General features: G+C 56.3%; 17 protein-coding genes. 11 read left to right on the top strand and 6 right to left on the bottom strand.

The annotated features are described in order from the left end of the window. Positions 1 to 3 precede the first annotated feature (3 nt). The 4 genes from truB (at position 4) to QZW03_RS14445 (ending at position 4946) form a co-directional block, all read left to right on the top strand. Positions 4 to 1005 (top strand): tRNA pseudouridine(55) synthase TruB, encoded by a 1002-nt coding sequence (gene truB / locus QZW03_RS14460; protein ID WP_296510720.1) that lies wholly within the window; start codon positions 4 to 6, stop codon positions 1003 to 1005. Positions 1006 to 1020: 15 nt separating this feature from the next. Then, positions 1021 to 2844, top strand: a complete 1824-nt coding sequence (typA, locus tag QZW03_RS14455) for a translational GTPase TypA (RefSeq protein WP_296510719.1) — start codon at positions 1021 to 1023, stop codon at positions 2842 to 2844. Positions 2845 to 2964: 120 nt separating this feature from the next. After that, entirely contained in the window at positions 2965 to 3837 is an 873-nt protein-coding gene (locus QZW03_RS14450) for a DMT family transporter (protein ID WP_296510718.1), read from the top strand. After that, on the top strand, positions 3834 to 4946 hold the full coding sequence (locus tag QZW03_RS14445) for an enoyl-CoA hydratase/isomerase family protein (RefSeq protein ID WP_296510717.1): 1113 nt from the start codon (positions 3834 to 3836) through the stop codon (positions 4944 to 4946). Before QZW03_RS14450 ends, QZW03_RS14445 begins: the two co-directional genes overlap by 4 nt. Positions 4947 to 4977: 31 nt before the next feature. Here QZW03_RS14445 and QZW03_RS14440 read toward each other — a convergent pair whose 3' ends face one another. From QZW03_RS14440 to smpB, 4 genes are all read right to left on the bottom strand, one after another. After that, a complete protein-coding gene (locus QZW03_RS14440; protein ID WP_296510716.1) occupies positions 4978 to 5706 on the bottom strand; it encodes an anti-sigma factor in 729 nt (242 codons plus the stop codon). Between the two features lie 7 nt (positions 5707 to 5713). Then, a complete protein-coding gene (locus QZW03_RS14435; protein WP_296510715.1) occupies positions 5714 to 6253 on the bottom strand; it encodes a sigma-70 family RNA polymerase sigma factor in 540 nt (179 codons plus the stop codon). A 6-nt stretch (positions 6254 to 6259) separates the two neighbouring features. After that, complete coding sequence (locus QZW03_RS14430; protein ID WP_296510714.1) at positions 6260 to 6634, bottom strand: hypothetical protein; 375 nt, start codon at positions 6632 to 6634, stop codon at positions 6260 to 6262. 90 nt (positions 6635 to 6724) lie between these two features. Then, complete coding sequence (gene smpB / locus QZW03_RS14425; RefSeq protein ID WP_296510713.1) at positions 6725 to 7198, bottom strand: SsrA-binding protein SmpB; 474 nt, start codon at positions 7196 to 7198, stop codon at positions 6725 to 6727. Between the two features lie 80 nt (positions 7199 to 7278). Here smpB and QZW03_RS14420 point away from each other — a divergent pair, with 80 nt between their 5' ends. Both QZW03_RS14420 and QZW03_RS14415 read left to right on the top strand, forming a co-directional pair. Further along, entirely contained in the window at positions 7279 to 7722 is a 444-nt protein-coding gene (locus tag QZW03_RS14420; protein WP_296510712.1) for a type II toxin-antitoxin system RatA family toxin, read from the top strand. Further along, positions 7712 to 8077, top strand: coding sequence for an RnfH family protein (locus tag QZW03_RS14415; RefSeq protein WP_296510711.1), 366 nt, complete (start codon positions 7712 to 7714; stop codon positions 8075 to 8077). Before QZW03_RS14420 ends, QZW03_RS14415 begins: the two co-directional genes overlap by 11 nt. A gap of 15 nt (positions 8078 to 8092) precedes the next feature. Here QZW03_RS14415 and QZW03_RS14410 read toward each other — a convergent pair whose 3' ends face one another. Beyond that, entirely contained in the window at positions 8093 to 8602 is a 510-nt protein-coding gene (locus QZW03_RS14410; protein ID WP_296510710.1) for a DUF4124 domain-containing protein, read from the bottom strand. A 73-nt stretch (positions 8603 to 8675) separates the two neighbouring features. Here QZW03_RS14410 and guaB point away from each other — a divergent pair, with 73 nt between their 5' ends. The 5 genes from guaB to QZW03_RS14385 all read left to right on the top strand — a co-directional run bounded on the left by guaB (position 8676) and on the right by QZW03_RS14385 (position 15869). After that, entirely contained in the window at positions 8676 to 10145 is a 1470-nt protein-coding gene (gene guaB / locus QZW03_RS14405; RefSeq protein WP_296510709.1) for an IMP dehydrogenase, read from the top strand. A 13-nt stretch (positions 10146 to 10158) separates the two neighbouring features. Further along, positions 10159 to 11805, top strand: a complete 1647-nt coding sequence (guaA, locus tag QZW03_RS14400; protein WP_296510708.1) for a glutamine-hydrolyzing GMP synthase — start codon at positions 10159 to 10161, stop codon at positions 11803 to 11805. Positions 11806 to 11949: 144 nt separating this feature from the next. After that, positions 11950 to 13737: a GGDEF domain-containing response regulator gene (locus QZW03_RS14395; RefSeq protein ID WP_296510707.1), complete on the top strand. Its 1788-nt coding sequence runs from the start codon at positions 11950 to 11952 to the stop codon at positions 13735 to 13737. 10 nt (positions 13738 to 13747) lie between these two features. Next, positions 13748 to 14932 (top strand): tRNA adenosine(34) deaminase TadA, encoded by a 1185-nt coding sequence (gene tadA / locus QZW03_RS14390; RefSeq protein ID WP_296510706.1) that lies wholly within the window; start codon positions 13748 to 13750, stop codon positions 14930 to 14932. Positions 14933 to 14936: 4 nt separating this feature from the next. Then, the gene (locus QZW03_RS14385; RefSeq protein WP_296510705.1) at positions 14937 to 15869 is read left to right on the top strand and encodes an LD-carboxypeptidase; all 933 of its coding nucleotides are present in this window, start codon (positions 14937 to 14939) and stop codon (positions 15867 to 15869) included. Between the two features lie 3 nt (positions 15870 to 15872). Here the strand turns inward: QZW03_RS14385 and QZW03_RS14380 are convergent, their stop codons facing one another. Next, positions 15873 to 16217 (bottom strand): hypothetical protein, encoded by a 345-nt coding sequence (locus QZW03_RS14380; RefSeq protein WP_296510704.1) that lies wholly within the window; start codon positions 16215 to 16217, stop codon positions 15873 to 15875. Positions 16218 to 16260: the final 43 nt, after the last annotated feature.

The following is a 16260-nucleotide window of genomic DNA, read 5'->3' as shown; positions in this document are numbered from 1 at the left end:
ACCATGAACGCGCCACGTGCACGGGTTGCAAGGCGCCCTGTGCATGGGGTGCTACTGCTGGACAAGCCGATCGGACTGTCCAGCAACCAGGCTTTGCAAAAAGCAAAATGGTTGCTGCGGGCCGAAAAAGCGGGCCATACAGGTACCTTGGATCCATTGGCAACCGGTGTGCTGCCCTTGTGTTTTGGCGCAGCCACCAAGTTCAGTCAGATGCACTTGGACGCTGACAAAGCCTACGAGACGACAGTGCGCCTGGGCATCAAAACCACCACAGCGGATGCTGAGGGTGAAGTGATCAGTGAGCGCCCTGTGGCGTTTACGCAGGAGGCGTTGGATGCGGTTCTGGCTCGGTTTACCGGCCCGATCGCCCAGGTCCCGCCCATGCACAGTGCCCTCAAGAAAGATGGCCGGGCCTTGTACGAATATGCCCGGGCCGGCATCGAGGTGGAGCGCGAGGCGCGCCATGTTGTGATTCATGGGCTGAAACAGGTGCCAGCCCCTATAGATATTGCGCAGCCTGCTATCAAATTGGTAGTGGATTGCAGTAAGGGTACTTATATCCGCACCCTGGGTGAAGACATTGGCGAAGCCTTGGGTTGCGGAGCGCATTTGAGCGCACTGCGGCGTGTGCGTACCGGCGGTTTCGATACCAGCCGCTGCATCACGCTGGAGGCACTGGAGGCGATGACGGAAGCGGAGCGCATGGCGTGCCTGCTGCCCGTTGATGCATTGCTGCCGCAGCATGCGCTTGTCACACTGGACAGCGAGAATGCGGCACGGTTTTTGAGTGGAATGCGGCGGCGCGGGAGCTGGGCCGACGCAGAGCAAGTGGCGGTGTATGCCGCATCACCCAAAGCCTTGTTGGGTACTGCACAGGTCAAGGCCGGGGAACTGATCCCGGTGCGGCTATTGAGTCCGCTGGAAATCAGTGAATCCCTGGGGCAGCAAGCGGCCCTGGAAACAAGTTTGAAACAGAGTAGCGAAAACTGGGCCCCAGTGGCTTAAGCAAGAAAGTGAACCATGAGTAAACAAATCCGAAACATCGCCATCATTGCGCACGTTGACCACGGTAAAACCACCATGGTGGACCAGTTGCTGCGCCAGTCCGGCACCTTTGCCGAGCACGAAAAAGTCGTTGATACCGTGATGGACAACAACGCCATCGAAAAAGAACGCGGCATCACGATTCTGGCCAAGAACTGTGCCGTGAGCTGGGAAGGCACTCACATCAACATCGTGGACACCCCCGGACACGCGGACTTCGGTGGTGAAGTGGAGCGTGCGCTCTCCATGGTCGACAGCGTCTTGTTGTTGATCGATGCCCAAGAAGGCCCTATGCCCCAAACCCGCTTTGTGACCAAGAAGGCCTTGGCCTTGGGTCTGAAGCCCATCGTGGTGGTGAACAAGGTGGACAAGCCTGGTGCCAACCCCGACAAGGTGGTGAACGCGGCGTTTGACCTGTTCGACAAGCTGGGCGCGACTGACGAGCAGTTGGACTTCCCCGTGGTGTACGCCTCCGGTATCAACGGTTGGTCCTCCCTGGAAGAAGGCGCTCCCGGTGAGCAGTGGGGCCCCGACATGTCGGCTCTGTTCAACACCATTTTGAAGCACGTGCCACCGAACTCCGGTGACCCGGCTGCTCCGCTGCAATTGCAAATTTCTGCGTTGGACTTCTCCAGCTTTGTGGGCCGTATCGGCGTGGGCCGTATCAGCCAGGGCACGATCAAGCCCATGCAAGACGTGGTGGTCATGGAAGGTCCCGATGGCAAGGTTGTCAAAGGCCGCGTGAACCAGGTGCTGACCTTCCAAGGTCTGGACCGTATGCAGAGCCCCTTGGCCGGCCCCGGCGACATCGTGCTGATCAACGGTATTGAAGACATTGGTATCGGCGTGACGGTGACTGATCCCGCCAACCCCCAGCCACTGCCTATGCTGAAGGTGGACGAGCCCACCCTGACCATGAACTTCTGCGTGAACACCAGCCCCTTGGCCGGTCGCGAAGGCAAGTTTGTGACCAGCCGTCAGATCTGGGACCGCCTGCAAAAAGAACTGCAACACAACGTGGCGCTGCGCGTTAACGAAACCGACGAAGAAGGCGTGTTCGAAGTCTTGGGTCGTGGTGAATTGCACCTGACCATCTTGCTGGAAAACATGCGTCGCGAAGGCTACGAAATGGCAGTGTCCAAGCCCCGCGTGATGTTCAAGGACATCAACGGCGAGAAGCACGAGCCTATCGAATTGGTGACTGCCGACATCGAAGAGCAACACCAGGGCGGTGTGATGCAAGCCATGGGCGAGCGCAAGGGCGAGCTGATCAACATGGAGCCGGACGGCCGTGGTCGCGTGCGTTTGGAATACCGTATTCCTGCCCGCGGATTGATCGGTTTCTCTAACGAATTCCTGAACTTGACCCGTGGTTCCGGCCTGATCGCCAACATTTTCGACTGCTACGAGCCGCACAAGGGCGACATCGGCGGTCGTAAGAACGGCGTGCTGATCTCCATGGACGACGGTGAAATCTTCACGTACGCCCTGGGCAAGCTGGATGACCGTGGCCGCATGTTCGTGAAGGCGAACGACCCGGTGTACGAAGGCATGATTGTGGGTATCCACAACCGTGACAACGACCTGATCGTGAACGCGACCCGTACCAAGCAGTTGACCAACTTCCGCGTGAGCGGCAAGGAAGACGCGATCAAGATCACACCTCCGATTGAACTCACACTGGAATACGGCGTGGAATTCATTGAAGACGACGAGCTGGTCGAAATCACGCCCAAGTCGGTCCGCCTGCGCAAGCGTTTCCTGAAAGAGCACGAGCGCAAGCGCGCGTCCCGCGACTAATTCTGATGCGCCGGTAGCTTGCCGGTGTGTGCAGAATTGCCCGGACGGCCGCGGCCCAGCCTTGCTGGTTCCGCGGCTTTTTTGCGTCCGGAGTGCCTTTTTTCTATGGACTGGGGTGTTATGAAACTAAGCCATAACCGGGCGGTGTTTTTAATGGTGCTGGTGACCTTGCTGTGGTCGACGGCCGGTGTGGTGACGCGGCATTTGGAGTCAGCCCGCAGCTTTGAGGTCACCTTCTGGCGGGCCTTTTTCACGGTGCTGTCCTTGAGCCTGCTCTTGCCTTGGGTGAGTGGCAAGGCAGTCTTTCGCCGGACATTAACGGCCGGCCGCTCGTTCTGGCTCAGTGCGGTGTGCTGGAGTGTGATGTTCACGGCTTTCATGGTGGCGCTGACGCTCACGTCCGTGGGCAATGTACTCGTGACCATGTCGATGGGCCCGCTCATGACGGCACTACTGGCACGCCTGTTTATAGGGCAGCACATTCCGCGGCGCACGTGGGTGGCTGTGTGTGTGGCAGGTGCCGGCATTGTGTACATGTACGCCTCGCAACTCGACAGTGTGTCGCTTGCCGGAACCCTGGTCGCTTTGTGTGTGCCCCTTGCGGGCGCAACCAACTGGACCGTGACCCAGCATGCGCATGACCAAGGTCACGATGTGGACCTGATGCCCGCTGTCTGGGCAGGTGGCGTGATCTCTTGTGTGGTGACCTTGCCTATGGCGCTCCCGTTTCAGGCAACCTCCCACGACGTCCTGTTGCTCGGACTGCTGGGCGTATTCCAGCTGGCGGTACCCTGCGTTTTGAGTGTGCGCTGTGCCCAGATTTTGAAGGCCCCTGAAATATCATTGCTTCAGTTGCTGGAGGTCATTTTCGGTATTCTTCTGGCGTGGTGGGGTGCTGGTGAAGAACCCGGCTCCGCGGTGCTCACCGGGGGTGCGCTGGTAATCGGTGCACTGGTGGTCAATGAATGGATTGGTTGGAGACAAAGAACATGAGTTTTGATATGCAATGCCCTGAGGTGGTGACCGAGGTCCGCGGCGGCGTGGGCTTGATCACGCTGAATCGCCCCAAAGCCCTGAACGCGCTGAACTTACCGATGGTGAGAGCGCTCACCGCAGCCTTGCGCCATTGGCAGGCCGACGACGCTGTGCAGGCGGTGGCCATCCGGGGGATTGGCAAGGAGGGGCCTTTCGGCGCCTTTTGTGCGGGAGGAGACATCCGGTTTTTTCATGCGGCTGCACTCTCCGGAGACCCCGCGCTTGAGGATTTCTTCACAGAGGAATACGCCCTCAACCATTTGATCCACACCTACGGCAAACCCTACATCGCTTTCATGGATGGAATTGTCATGGGGGGCGGCATGGGCGTGAGCCAAGGCGCCTCGCACCGCATCGTGACGGGGCGGACCAAGATGGCCATGCCGGAAACCGGTATCGGCCAGTTTCCCGATGTGGGCGGAGGCTACTTTTTGAGCCGCTGCCCGGGGCGCATTGGCGAGTGGCTGGCCTTGACCGGCGAGCTGTTGGACGGCGAGGGTGCCGTAGCTGCCGGATTGGCTGACCGTGTCTTCGCGCCGACCAGTCTGCAAAGTGCGTGGGACGGTTTGACACTTCTTGACTGGCAGGACTCGAATTCACTGGAGTCTTGGATTGCTATGCATTCGATAGCACTTACCGCATATTCCATAAGGGCTAGAGGTCAAATTGATTCTATTTTTGCTGCTAGCGACATCTTTGGCATCTTTGCAGCGCTGGAGTCGGACGGTTCCGAATGGGCACAGGCCACGCTGGCGACATTGCAGAAGCGTTCTCCACTGATGTTGCACGTGGTGTTGGCGCAGATCCGTCGTGGTCGGGATATGGGCTTAGCCGATGAGCTTCGCATGGAGCGCGATATGGTGCGGCACTGCTTTGTCACGCGGCATCTGGACCGGCAGGGCGCTCGCAGTGAAACCGTGGAAGGCATTCGCGCCTTGGCGGTCGACAAAGACCACCAGCCACAGTGGGCTCCCGCTTCGATTCACGAAGTAAACACCGCGATGGTGACGCCATTTTTTGCCAGCCCGTGGCCTGCTGCTGCCCACCCCCTGCGGGATCTCGCTTAAGGTTTCAATAGATACCGAGGCGGGCGAGTGGTCAGCGAGGCAACTGGGCATACACCGCCTCGGCAAGTGCCAGCATGGTTTGCCGATCGAGCTCGCCGGTGAGTGCATAGCCGAAGTTTTGATCGACCCAATAGAAACTCAGGTTCCGGCCTTGCTGCGTCAGCTGAAAACCGGTCGAGCTCGCGCTGGCAGGCGTTTGACTGATGGGTAAGCCGCCCACGTAAAGCGTCAGCCGTTTGCCGGCTGCGTTTTCGAACATCATTTGCGCGCGCGCGCCGGACTCCGCTGAGAGGAGCCGACCTCCCATCAGCTGATAACCCTGAGTCTGCAGATCGGGCGCTGCCAGCGGTTTGCCGACACGTTTTGATAGCCATTGCACCAGATGTTGTTGCTCCGTTGGCCCCACCTCCACCGGATGGCGCACTTCCGGCGTGAAGACCGCATGAGCGGCCAAGGCTTGCTGTGCGAACAATGGGGTGCTCCGCGCGGCCTGCGAGAAACCGACCGCTGACGTACCCCATAAAGGCTGAGCCACCCATCCCATGATGAATGCAAAAGCCACACTTGCCGCCCATCCTCCCGTGCGAGTCCATTGCATCGCGCTGCGGTGACGGGACTGAATCGCACGTGCAGCCTCCTGCAAATACACTGGCACAGGCTCGTTCAGGACTCCCCGGTGCAAACCTTGCAACCAAATGTCCTGCTGTTCGCGGATCCGGCGCTCTTCGGAGCTTTCCGGCGGGAGGGGAGTTACGCTCATAGGGTACTCAGTGCTTCAGCGGTAGGTGTACAACGTTGTCGACTGGCGGCGAGTCCTGCGCCTCGTGGGGACTCGCATCCATGAGGAGGTGCAGGCGCAAGCGGGCGCGGGACAACCTCGACATAACAGTGCCCAAAGGGGTGCGGGTTATGTGAGCCACCTCGGAATACGACAGTCCCTCCATGCCCACAAGAAGCAGCACGATCCGCTGCTCCTCCGGTAGCTGCATCAGACAGCGCTGCAGATCAATTCGGGTGTCAAGGTCAGTCTCCTGTGCCGCGACCTGCGTTACGGACTCATCCCAATCATCGGTGGGCGCTGTAACTTGTCGGCGTATTGCGCGGCGGACATCGCTTGCATAGATGTTGTGCATCAGCGTAAACAACCACGCCCGCAAGTCGGTGCCAGCCAACCATAGCGACCACTTGGTGCAGGCGCGTTCCAGGGTGTCTTGCACCAAGTCGTCCGCGGCCCACTGACTTCCTGTCAGTGCCCGGGCATAGCGCCGGAGTCCTGGCAAGTGTTCTGTGAGCCGGGTGGGGTTCATGTCTTGTCAAGGCGTGACCGTGCGCCACACATTGTTCACACCATTGCCGGTGGTGTCGCCGGGTTTGGTGTCTTTGATCCAGAAGTAGAGAGGCTTGCCTTTGAGAGCCCACTGTTTTTTCCCATCATCACGCGTGATGATGCTGTATTCACCCTGTGCTTTGTCAGTGTCTTGTGCCATCAATGGAGGCCAATTCACGGCACAGGGACCGTTGCAGACGGATTTGCTGCTCCCCGTCACATCTTTGTCAAAGGTGTAGAGCGTCATGCCGTTAGTTCCGGTCAGAATGCCTCCACTGGTTGCGGTAGGTGCTCCCGGAGGGACCGAAGCGCAGCCTCCCAAGATGAGGGCGGAGAGGGCGAGGGCAGAGAAAGACTTCATGCGAGGCTCCTAGGGGTGTGACAGGCGACATGCCTGCTCCCCGGGATAAACGTTTGCCGCAGGCGATTTATTCCGCTGCTCCGAAAAAAATCAGCGGTTGCGATCTTTCATGGCACGTTCTACCTCGCGTTTACCTTCCCGATCCTTGATAGTGTCGCGTTTGTCGTGCTCTGCTTTTCCCTTGGCCAGCGCGATATCGCATTTCACTTTGCCACTCTTCCAATGCAGGTTGATAGGTACCAGCGTGTAGCCTTTTTGCTCGACTTTGCCGGTCAACCGCTTAATTTCTTCTTTGTGCAGCAGGAGTTTTTTGGTGCGAACTTTGTCGGGGCTGACGTGGCTGGAGGCCGTGTGCAATGGATTGATCTGCAGACCGATGATGAACATTTCACCGTCGCGGATCACTACGTAGCCGTCGGTGAGTTGCACTTTCCCTTCACGCAACGATTTAACTTCCCAGCCTTCGAGTACCAGTCCTGCCTCAAACCGCTCTTCAAAGAAGTAGTTAAAGGTGGCTTTTTTATTGTCAGCAATGCGCGTTTGTGTTTCGGGTTTCTTGGCCATGGGGTGCAAATGGGGATGACGGTGGGGATTGAAAGAGACGCATATGGGCTTGTCTACAATCCCGCGCAACACGCCATTCTATGAAAACCGTTCACAAGTCCGTCCTCATCTGGTACAGCCCCGCAGAAATGTATGCCTTGGTCACTGACGTTGCGCAGTATCCCCGCTTTTTGCCATGGTGTGACCACGCCCATGTGATGACGCAAGACGAGCTCGGCATGACCGCTGAGGTCGGTATTTCCTTCAGCGGAATTCGACAGACCTTTGTGACTAAAAATGAGCACACCGCCCATGAGCGTGTCGGCATGAGCCTGGTGAAAGGGCCGTTTTCCAAGTTGGATGGGGAGTGGCTTTTTGCGCCTGTGGGGGATGGTAGTCAGCGCGCCTGCCGGGTGAGCCTGAGTTTGAATTACGGCTTTGATAGCAACGCCCTTGCCAAACTGGTCGGGCCGGTATTTGACAAAATTGCAGCCAGCATGGTCGATGCATTTGTAAAGCGTGCGCAACAAGTATATGGCGACTGAAACACGCAAGGACTGTGGGGGCGCTATCACGGTGCTGGTCATCATGGCGAGTGCACCGAGGAGCGTCCTGGAGCAAGTCGTTCGTTTAAAGCCGGGTGCGACTGCGGCAGATGCGGTGGCGAAGAGCCTGTTGCTTGCCGGAAAAAGTGATGCAGAAATTGATGGCTTGTCGCTTGCTGTCTGGGGCAAAAGAGTCAACCCGCACCAGGCTTTGCTGGACGGCGACCGGCTGGAATTGCTGCAGCCTTTGAAGGTGGATCCCAAGGTGGCCCGCCGAGAGCGCTTCGTCCGGCAAGGGGCCAAGTCGGCGGGTTTGTTTGCCAAAACAAAACCGGGTAAGAAGGCCGGCTACTGAGCTACTGGGCGGAGCTTATAGGCAATCTTTTTCAATGACACTTTGAATGCGCTGAGTTTCAGCGGCGCGTGCAGAGTCGTCTAAGAACTCTCGCTCCCCGGAGCTGTTGGTGCGCGCAATCCTGACGCCTGAATCGAAGGTGGCTTTTGCCTGTCGGGCGAGCTTGCAGTTGTCAGCCTTGGCCTTCGCGATTTTTTCAGCTTCCGCTTGTTTTTTTGCAGCTTCTGCAGCTTCCGCTTGCTTCTTTCTGGCATCCAGTGTCTTGTCTACACCCGAGTCCTTGGTCGACGGGCTTGCTGAACTTTCTGGCTTGGTGGCTGGTACGTCAGTCTGCGCGGGGGCGTCGCTCACAGGCGCCTTGGAACCTGCAGGACGCTTGAGAATATTTTTTTCAGGTATCTCTGCTCCCGGTGCCCGGTCGCTGAATATTTTTCTCCCGTCTTTGTCGATCCATTGCCATTGGGCCATGGCCGAAGCGGTGATAAACGCAAGGGACAGTGCGGCGAGGGGCTTGAGCAGTTTCATGCCAACAGTTTAGCGCTTCCGTCAGAGGGCGAAGGGGCTGTGGCGGGTACAATCCGACTTTTGGAGCTTTGACATGCGCCTTCTCGGCAAAGCGCTGACCTTCGACGATGTGTTGTTGGTTCCAGCGTTCTCCCAAGTCCTGCCTAAGGACACCAGCCTAGCCACCCGTTTTTCCCGCAACATCGCCCTGAATCTGCCGCTCGTGTCGGCAGCGATGGACACCGTCACGGAGGCCCGTTTAGCGATTGCAATCGCTCAAGAGGGTGGCATGGGCATCGTGCATAAAAACCTTACTGCCGCGGAACAGGCAGCCCAGGTTGCCAAGGTAAAGCGTTACGAGTCCGGTCTGCTGCGCGACCCCGTGGTCATTACGCCTGAAACCACTGTGCGCCAGGTTATGGCGCTCTCTGAGCAACTCGGCGTTTCAGGTTTCCCTGTGTGCGACGGTGGCAAGGTGGTTGGCATCGTCACCGGGCGTGATCTTCGATTTGAAACCCGCTACGACCAAGCTGTTCGCGAGATCATGACGCCGCGTGAGCGCTTGATCACCGTACCTGATGGAACCACCCCGGAAGCCGCGAAAGCTTTGTTGAACAAACACAAGCTCGAGCGCTTGCTGGTGGTTAACGAGGCGTTTGAGCTCAAAGGCCTGATTACCGTCAAAGACATCACCAAACAGCTCAACTTTCCCAACGCCGCGCGGGATGCAACCGGTCGCCTGCGGGTCGGCGCCGCCGTGGGTGTGGGCGAAGGCACAGAGGCGCGTGTGGAGGCTTTGGTCCAGGCGGGGGTGGACGCCATCGTGGTGGACACCGCACACGGCCACAGCAAGGGCGTGATTGATCGGGTGCGCTGGGTCAAGCAAAACTTTCCTCAAGTGGATGTGGTCGGTGGCAACATTGCCACAGGCGCAGCTGCGCTGGCCTTGGTCGAAGCGGGTGCGGATGCGGTGAAGGTCGGCATCGGCCCCGGATCGATTTGTACAACCCGGATCGTCGCAGGTGTGGGTGTGCCTCAGATCATGGCGGTAGATAGTGTTGCCACAGCATTGCGTGGAACCGGTGTCCCTTTGATCGCCGATGGTGGTATCCGCTACAGCGGCGATATTGCCAAGGCTATTGCAGCAGGTGCAGGCACCGTCATGATGGGCGGGATGTTTGCGGGTACCGAAGAGGCTCCCGGAGAAGTGATTTTGTACCAAGGTCGCAGCTATAAGAGCTACCGCGGAATGGGCAGTATCGGTGCCATGCAGCAGGGCAGTGCGGATCGCTATTTCCAAGAATCAAGCACCGGAAACCCGAATGCTGACAAGCTGGTGCCTGAAGGTATCGAGGGGCGCGTACCTTACAAAGGTTCCATGGTCGCGATTGTGTTCCAGATGGCCGGCGGAATCCGGGCCAGCATGGGGTATTGCGGTTGCGCCACGATTGCGGAGATGCAAGACAAGGCGGAGTTTGTGGAGATCACCACAGCAGGTATTCGCGAGAGCCACGTCCATGATGTGCAAATCACGAAAGAAGCTCCCAATTACCGCGCCGATTGAAGGTTAGTAGCCCATGCATCAAAAAATCCTGATTCTTGACTTCGGCTCGCAAGTCACCCAGCTCATCGCGCGACGTGTGCGAGACGCTCACGTTTTCTGCGAGGTCCACCCGTGCGATGTGTCCGACGAGTGGGTGCGGGCTTACGCCGCGGATGGCAATCTGAAGGGCGTTATTTTGTCCGGCAGCCATGCCAGCGTGTACGAGGACGAGACTGATAAAGCCCCAGATGCCGTGTTCAGCTTGGGGGTCCCTGTGCTGGGCATTTGCTACGGCATGCAAACCATGGCGCAGCAACTCGGCGGCAAGGTCGAGGCGGGGCGTACCCGGGAGTTTGGCTCTGCCCAAGTGCGAGCCCATGGTCACACTCGTCTGCTGGAGGGTCTTGAAGATCTGAAGACGGAAGAGGGCCATGGCTTGTTGGACGTCTGGATGAGCCATGGCGACAAAGTCACCGAAATGCCCCCCGGTTTTTCGTTGATGGCGTCTAACGCAGCCTGCCCCATCGCTGGTATGGCCGACGAATCGCGCAGTTTTTACGCCGTGCAGTTTCATCCTGAGGTGACGCACACCAAAAAGGGGCAAGATCTGCTGGAGCGCTTTGTCCTGCAAATTTGTGAAGCCCGACCCGATTGGATTATGGGCGACTACATCGCGGAAGCAGTGCAGAAGATTCGCGAGCAGGTTGGTGACGAAGAGGTCATTCTCGGGCTGAGTGGAGGCGTTGACTCCTCAGTGGCAGCTGCCCTGATTCACCGTGCTATCGGAGACCAGCTGACTTGTGTGTTCGTGGACCACGGACTTCTCCGCCTGAATGAAGGCGATATGGTCATGGAGATGTTCGTCGGTAAGTTGCACGCCAAAGTCATTCGTGTGGATGCCTCTGAGCAGTTTCTGGGGCATCTGGCGGGGGTAAGCGACCCAGAGGCCAAACGCAAAATCATCGGCCGCGAGTTCGTCGAGGTGTTTAAAGCCGAGGCGGCTAAATTGACGGCGTCTGGTGCGTCTAAGTCCGGTGCAAAGTGGCTGGCACAGGGCACGATTTATCCGGATGTGATTGAGTCTGGTGGTGCGAAAAGCAAAAAAGCCGTCACGATCAAGAGTCACCACAATGTTGGTGGCTTGCCTGAGCAGTTAGGGTTGAAGCTCCTCGAGCCACTTCGTGAGTTGTTCAAGGACGAAGTCCGTGAATTGGGCGTTGCTCTTGGCTTACCTGCAGACATGGTTTACCGTCATCCATTCCCCGGCCCGGGCCTTGGTGTACGAATTTTGGGTGCGGTGAATAGAGACTTCGCCGACCTTCTGCGACGGGCGGATGCGATCTTTATTGAAGAATTGCGCCGGGCCCCTTACCAAGGCGGAAGTCTTGCTGGTTCCAATCCGCGCAAGCCCCCCAAGACCTGGTATGACGCGGTGTCACAGGCATTTACGGTTTTTCTGCCGGTAAAGAGTGTTGGTGTGATGGGCGATGGCCGGACCTATGACTACGTCGTTGCGTTACGTGCAGTGCAAACCAGCGATTTCATGACTGCGGACTGGGCTGAATTGCCGTACAGCCTTCTGAAGACGGTGTCGGGCCGGATTATTAATGAGGTCCGGGGAATTAACCGGGTTACCTATGATGTGAGTAGCAAGCCTCCTGCCACGATCGAGTGGGAATAACGACGTCGTTCTTATCACTGAACATTAGAAAAGCGGTCACCTAGGGAAAACCTGTGGGACCGCTTTTTTGTTTTTGCTCAATCGTAGGGCTTTTCCGGTGTTTATCAGTTAGCCTTGAACGTGCGGTTGATGCACAATGTTTCTATGAGTAATGGCAATATGTTGGACCCATCATCAGACGGCGATACCCTCCAGTTCTTGGACGATGAGACGGATGCCGAGAGCAGCAAGCCACTGGTTTGGCGCCTTTTGGTCGTTGACGATGAGCCTGATGTCCATCGAGCGACGACCTTTGCTTTAGCGGGTGTGCAGATTCTCGGGCGTCAATTAGAGTTTTTGCACGCTTACTCTGCCAGCGAAGCGGCACTTTTGCTCGCAGGGGAGGCCGAAGTTGCAATTGTCCTGCTGGATGTTGTCATGGAGCGTGAAGACGCTGGTCTTGCACTCGTAAAGACTATCCGCCAAGAACTCAAGTTGACAGACCTGCGCATTATTCTCCGGACGGGGCAGCCCGGCTACGCCCCCGAAATTGAAACCATCCATGATTTCGATATCAATGATTACAAGACGAAGTCTGAGCTAACCAGAACTAAGCTCTATGCCACAGTGACTGCAGCACTGCGTGCCTATGAGCAAATTAGAAAGCTTGACGAAATGGCGTTTTACGATCGCCTCTCGTGCCTGCCGAACCGCAACAAATTCATAGATTTGAGTGAAGAGCGACTTGCCACCTCAACATTGAGTGACGTAGTTATTGCCATTCTGGACATTGATGATTTTTCTGAGATCAACGATGCGCTGGGTCACCAACAAGGGGATCGGCTTCTTCAGTCAGTGGCCGACCGGTTGAAGTTCGAACTTGGTCCTGACGCGGTGTTGGCCCGGATAGGCAGCGACACTTTCGGGCTCATGGGCGCTCGGGATGTCATCGATCCATTGCGTATCCTGTCCCTGTTCCGTCGTCCCTTTGTAGTTCAGGACGATGCCATGATCGTAACTGCGACCATGGGGCTGACTGAGTTGTTCACAGGTACCACCTCGGGCCGTGATGCGTTAAAAGATGCCAACATCGCATTGAAACGAGCAAAGAAGAGCCGGCGCGGAAGCTTTGTGATGTTTTCTGCAGAAATGGGCTCAGACATTCGCGAGCGTGTGCGCTTGTTGCAAAGCTTGCGCAATGCGGTGGAGAGTGAACGGCTGTTTATCGTTTACCAGCCGCAAATTGACCTCACTACGAACCAGATCGTAGGACTCGAAGCACTCATTCGCTGGCGAAATGAAGACGGGACATTCGTTCCGCCCGATCGCTTTATTCCTTTGGCGGAGGCCTCCGGGATGATCATCGCGATCGGCGACTGGGTTCTACGCATGGCGTGTCATGAACTCGTTAGACTTCAAACGCAAGGTGGTAAAGATATCCGGATGTCGGTCAACGTTTCGCAAATCCAGTTTCGGAACCCGGAATTTATGGACAAGTTGCGTGCGGCTCTCACCGACACCGGAATTAAGCCTGAGTGTTTGGAGCTTGAAATCACCGAGTCGGTCGCCATGGAGGATGCCGACTTCATGCTGGAGACATTACATGGTGTCCGGCAGCTTGGGATTTCGATTGCTATTGATGACTTCGGGACGGGTTATTCGTCATTAAGTCAGCTGCGACAGCTTCCAATAGACCGGTTAAAAATCGACCGTGCGTTTGTCACTGAATTGAGTGACAACGCGTTGGGTGGCCACATAGCTTCTATGGTGATCGAACTAGGGCGAAACCTTGACCTCAAGGTGATTGCGGAAGGTATTGAGACCGAGGGGCAAGCAGCCCGCCTTAAAGAGCTCGGATGTCATGAGGGACAAGGCTACCTTTATGCGCGCCCCATGACCTCGTCTGCACTCAGAGAGTGGCTTATTGCCCGTGGATCGATTGTTGGGAGCTGACGAGGCCTTCATGTCCCTGGCTTTGGAACAGGCCGGGCTCGCCGCCGCTGAAGGTGAAATACCTGTCGGTGCGGTTGTCGTCAAAGACGGGGCTGTAATTGGAGTTGGGCGGAACCAAACCATTACGCTTTGTGATCCAACGGCACACGCTGAGGTTATGGCGCTTCGAGACGCTGCTAAAAACCTCAAAAACTTCCGTCTGGAAAACGCCTCACTGTATGTCACCCTAGAGCCATGCGCCATGTGTAGTGGCGCGGTTTTGCACGGTCGAATAAAGAGGCTCGTATATGGAGTGTCGGATCCAAAAACCGGGGTGGCCGGTTCGGTGATGGATATCTTCGCCAGCAAGCAGTTGAATCATCAGACCCAAGTGCAGGGAGGTGTCCTTGCATCGGAGTGTCAGGAGCTTCTGCAGCGATTTTTTGCCACCATACGTTTGCAAAAGCGGGAGCGTCGCCCCACTCTTCGAGAGGATGCCCTGCGGACACCGGATTCAGCCTTTAAGGACTTGGTTCCCGACAACGACGCAGGACACTTTTTTTACACCCAAAGCGGTCATCGGATGCACTACCGTGACACAGGGAGTCCTTCTGCGCAAAGAACATTGCTTTGCATCCCGGAGTTGGGCAGTTGGAGTTGGCAATTCCAACCTTTACTGGATCACCCAAGATCCGTCGACTGGCGGATTGTGATACCCGACCTCATTGGATGCGGCATGAGTGACAAGCCAAAGAAAAGCACATGGCATTCACTTGAAAGGCATGTCGAGTCGCTGTCGGATCTAGTTAATCAATTGCAAATTGATAGACTGAATATCCTTGCGCTTGGAAACGCAAATGCCATCGCAAGTACGTTGCAAAAGAGTCTGTCGTTGGACCACGACAAAGTCATCTTCTTCGACAATGCAGCAACTGAGGTACCTCTAGTCCGCGAAGCAGAAGTAAAGAGAGGCGATCTATCGACGCCTCGAAGAGCTTTGACTTTAAAGCAGTTAGCTTGTTTAGAGGGCGTGCCGCCTAGCATTCGTCGACGCATTTCAGCACCATTCCCTGACCAGGGATATGCCGCTGTCTTGGAGGGTATGCTCCACCACTCTCTACAGCCCTACCATTCACTATCGAAAAACGCCTTTCGACCGACTGAGCTTAGCTCCGACAAGGTCAATGGCTTCTTCAAAAACTTCACCAATGACTAACGCCGTGAGTAAGTCCATTTACATCTATTCGCCATCCGGTGCTGTTCGTGACAGAGGTGCGTTTCGTCGTGGCGTTAGGCGCCTAGTCAAGCTTGGTTATGAGGTTGAGATCGATGTCGATGCCCTTACTGCGCACCAACGCTTTGCGGGCGATGACGAGACGCGCCTCCGCGCGATATCCAGAGCGGCAGCATCCGGTGCCGATGCGGCATTGATCAGCCGTGGTGGCTACGGACTCACGCGGATTTTGGATAGGCTCCCTTATTCTGGGCTGGCATCTGCAATCGGAAATGGGACCCATTTTATCGGCATCAGCGATTTCACTGCCTTGCAGTCGGCACTTTATGCAATGGAGGGCTGTACAACGTGGGCTGGTCCCGCACTTTGCGAGGGATTTGGTGTCTCGGGCGCCGCTGGGGAAGAAAACGACGACATCATGGAAGACTGTTTTAACGACCTCTTGCAGGAGCAGGGGGAGGGCACAGGTTGGCGTCAGGACCGATATGGTCTAGCAATTACCGAAGAACCGTTGGTGATTGAAGATGCGGTACTTTGGGGGGGCAACTTGTGCGTGTTAACCTCCATTTTGGGCACTCCGTTTTTTCCAAGTATTCAAGGTGGAGTGCTCTTCATTGAGGATGTTGCCGAACACCCTTATCGGATTGAGCGAATGCTGACCCAACTCCTTTGGGCAGGTGTTTTTGACAAACAAAAAGCAATCGTTTTCGGCCAATTCACTGAGTACAAGTTGTCAGGTCATGACAAAGGTTTTGGTCTGCCCAAGGTCATCGATTGGCTTCGGGCTCGACTGACCATTCCGGTGCTTACAAATTTGCCCTATGGACATGTGCAAACCAAAGTTCTGCTTCCTTTTGGTGCCAAGGTGGATTTGCACCTTAGCGGTAAGGACGTTATGTTGTATTGGGGAGACCTTTGAGGTCTATCGATACCTTTGACCAAGCTTTCCTGTAAGGGAGCTTGGTACCAAACCAACAAACATTTCGCTGATTTGGCCAATCCGCTCCTTCGCGATTGCCTCTCCTGCAAAAGAAGCGACTGCTGCCATCACGTCGCCACGCAAGTACCACAGGTCATCGATATCGTCAGCGTAGGTAATTCGTAGTTGTATGAGCGCGAAGCGTTTATCGGCGGCATCTCCGAGCTCGGCCAACATCGCTTGCCGAATTTCATTGATTGACTTTATTGATTGTGTTTGGTTCAACGGGAAAGCTCCGCGAAACAGCGAGCCCACTCCATTCATAAAGCTAGATGATTTCCAACGCATAGTTCCTACTTTTGTTTTGACGATACCTTAAGGATTCGCGACC

Origin of the sequence: Rhodoferax sp. (assembly GCF_013297935.1) — a bacterium.
GTDB lineage: Bacteria > Pseudomonadota > Gammaproteobacteria > Burkholderiales > Burkholderiaceae_C > Allorhodoferax.
Note: the sequence above shows the minus strand (reverse complement) of the source record. Positions and strands in the feature narration are given on the sequence as shown.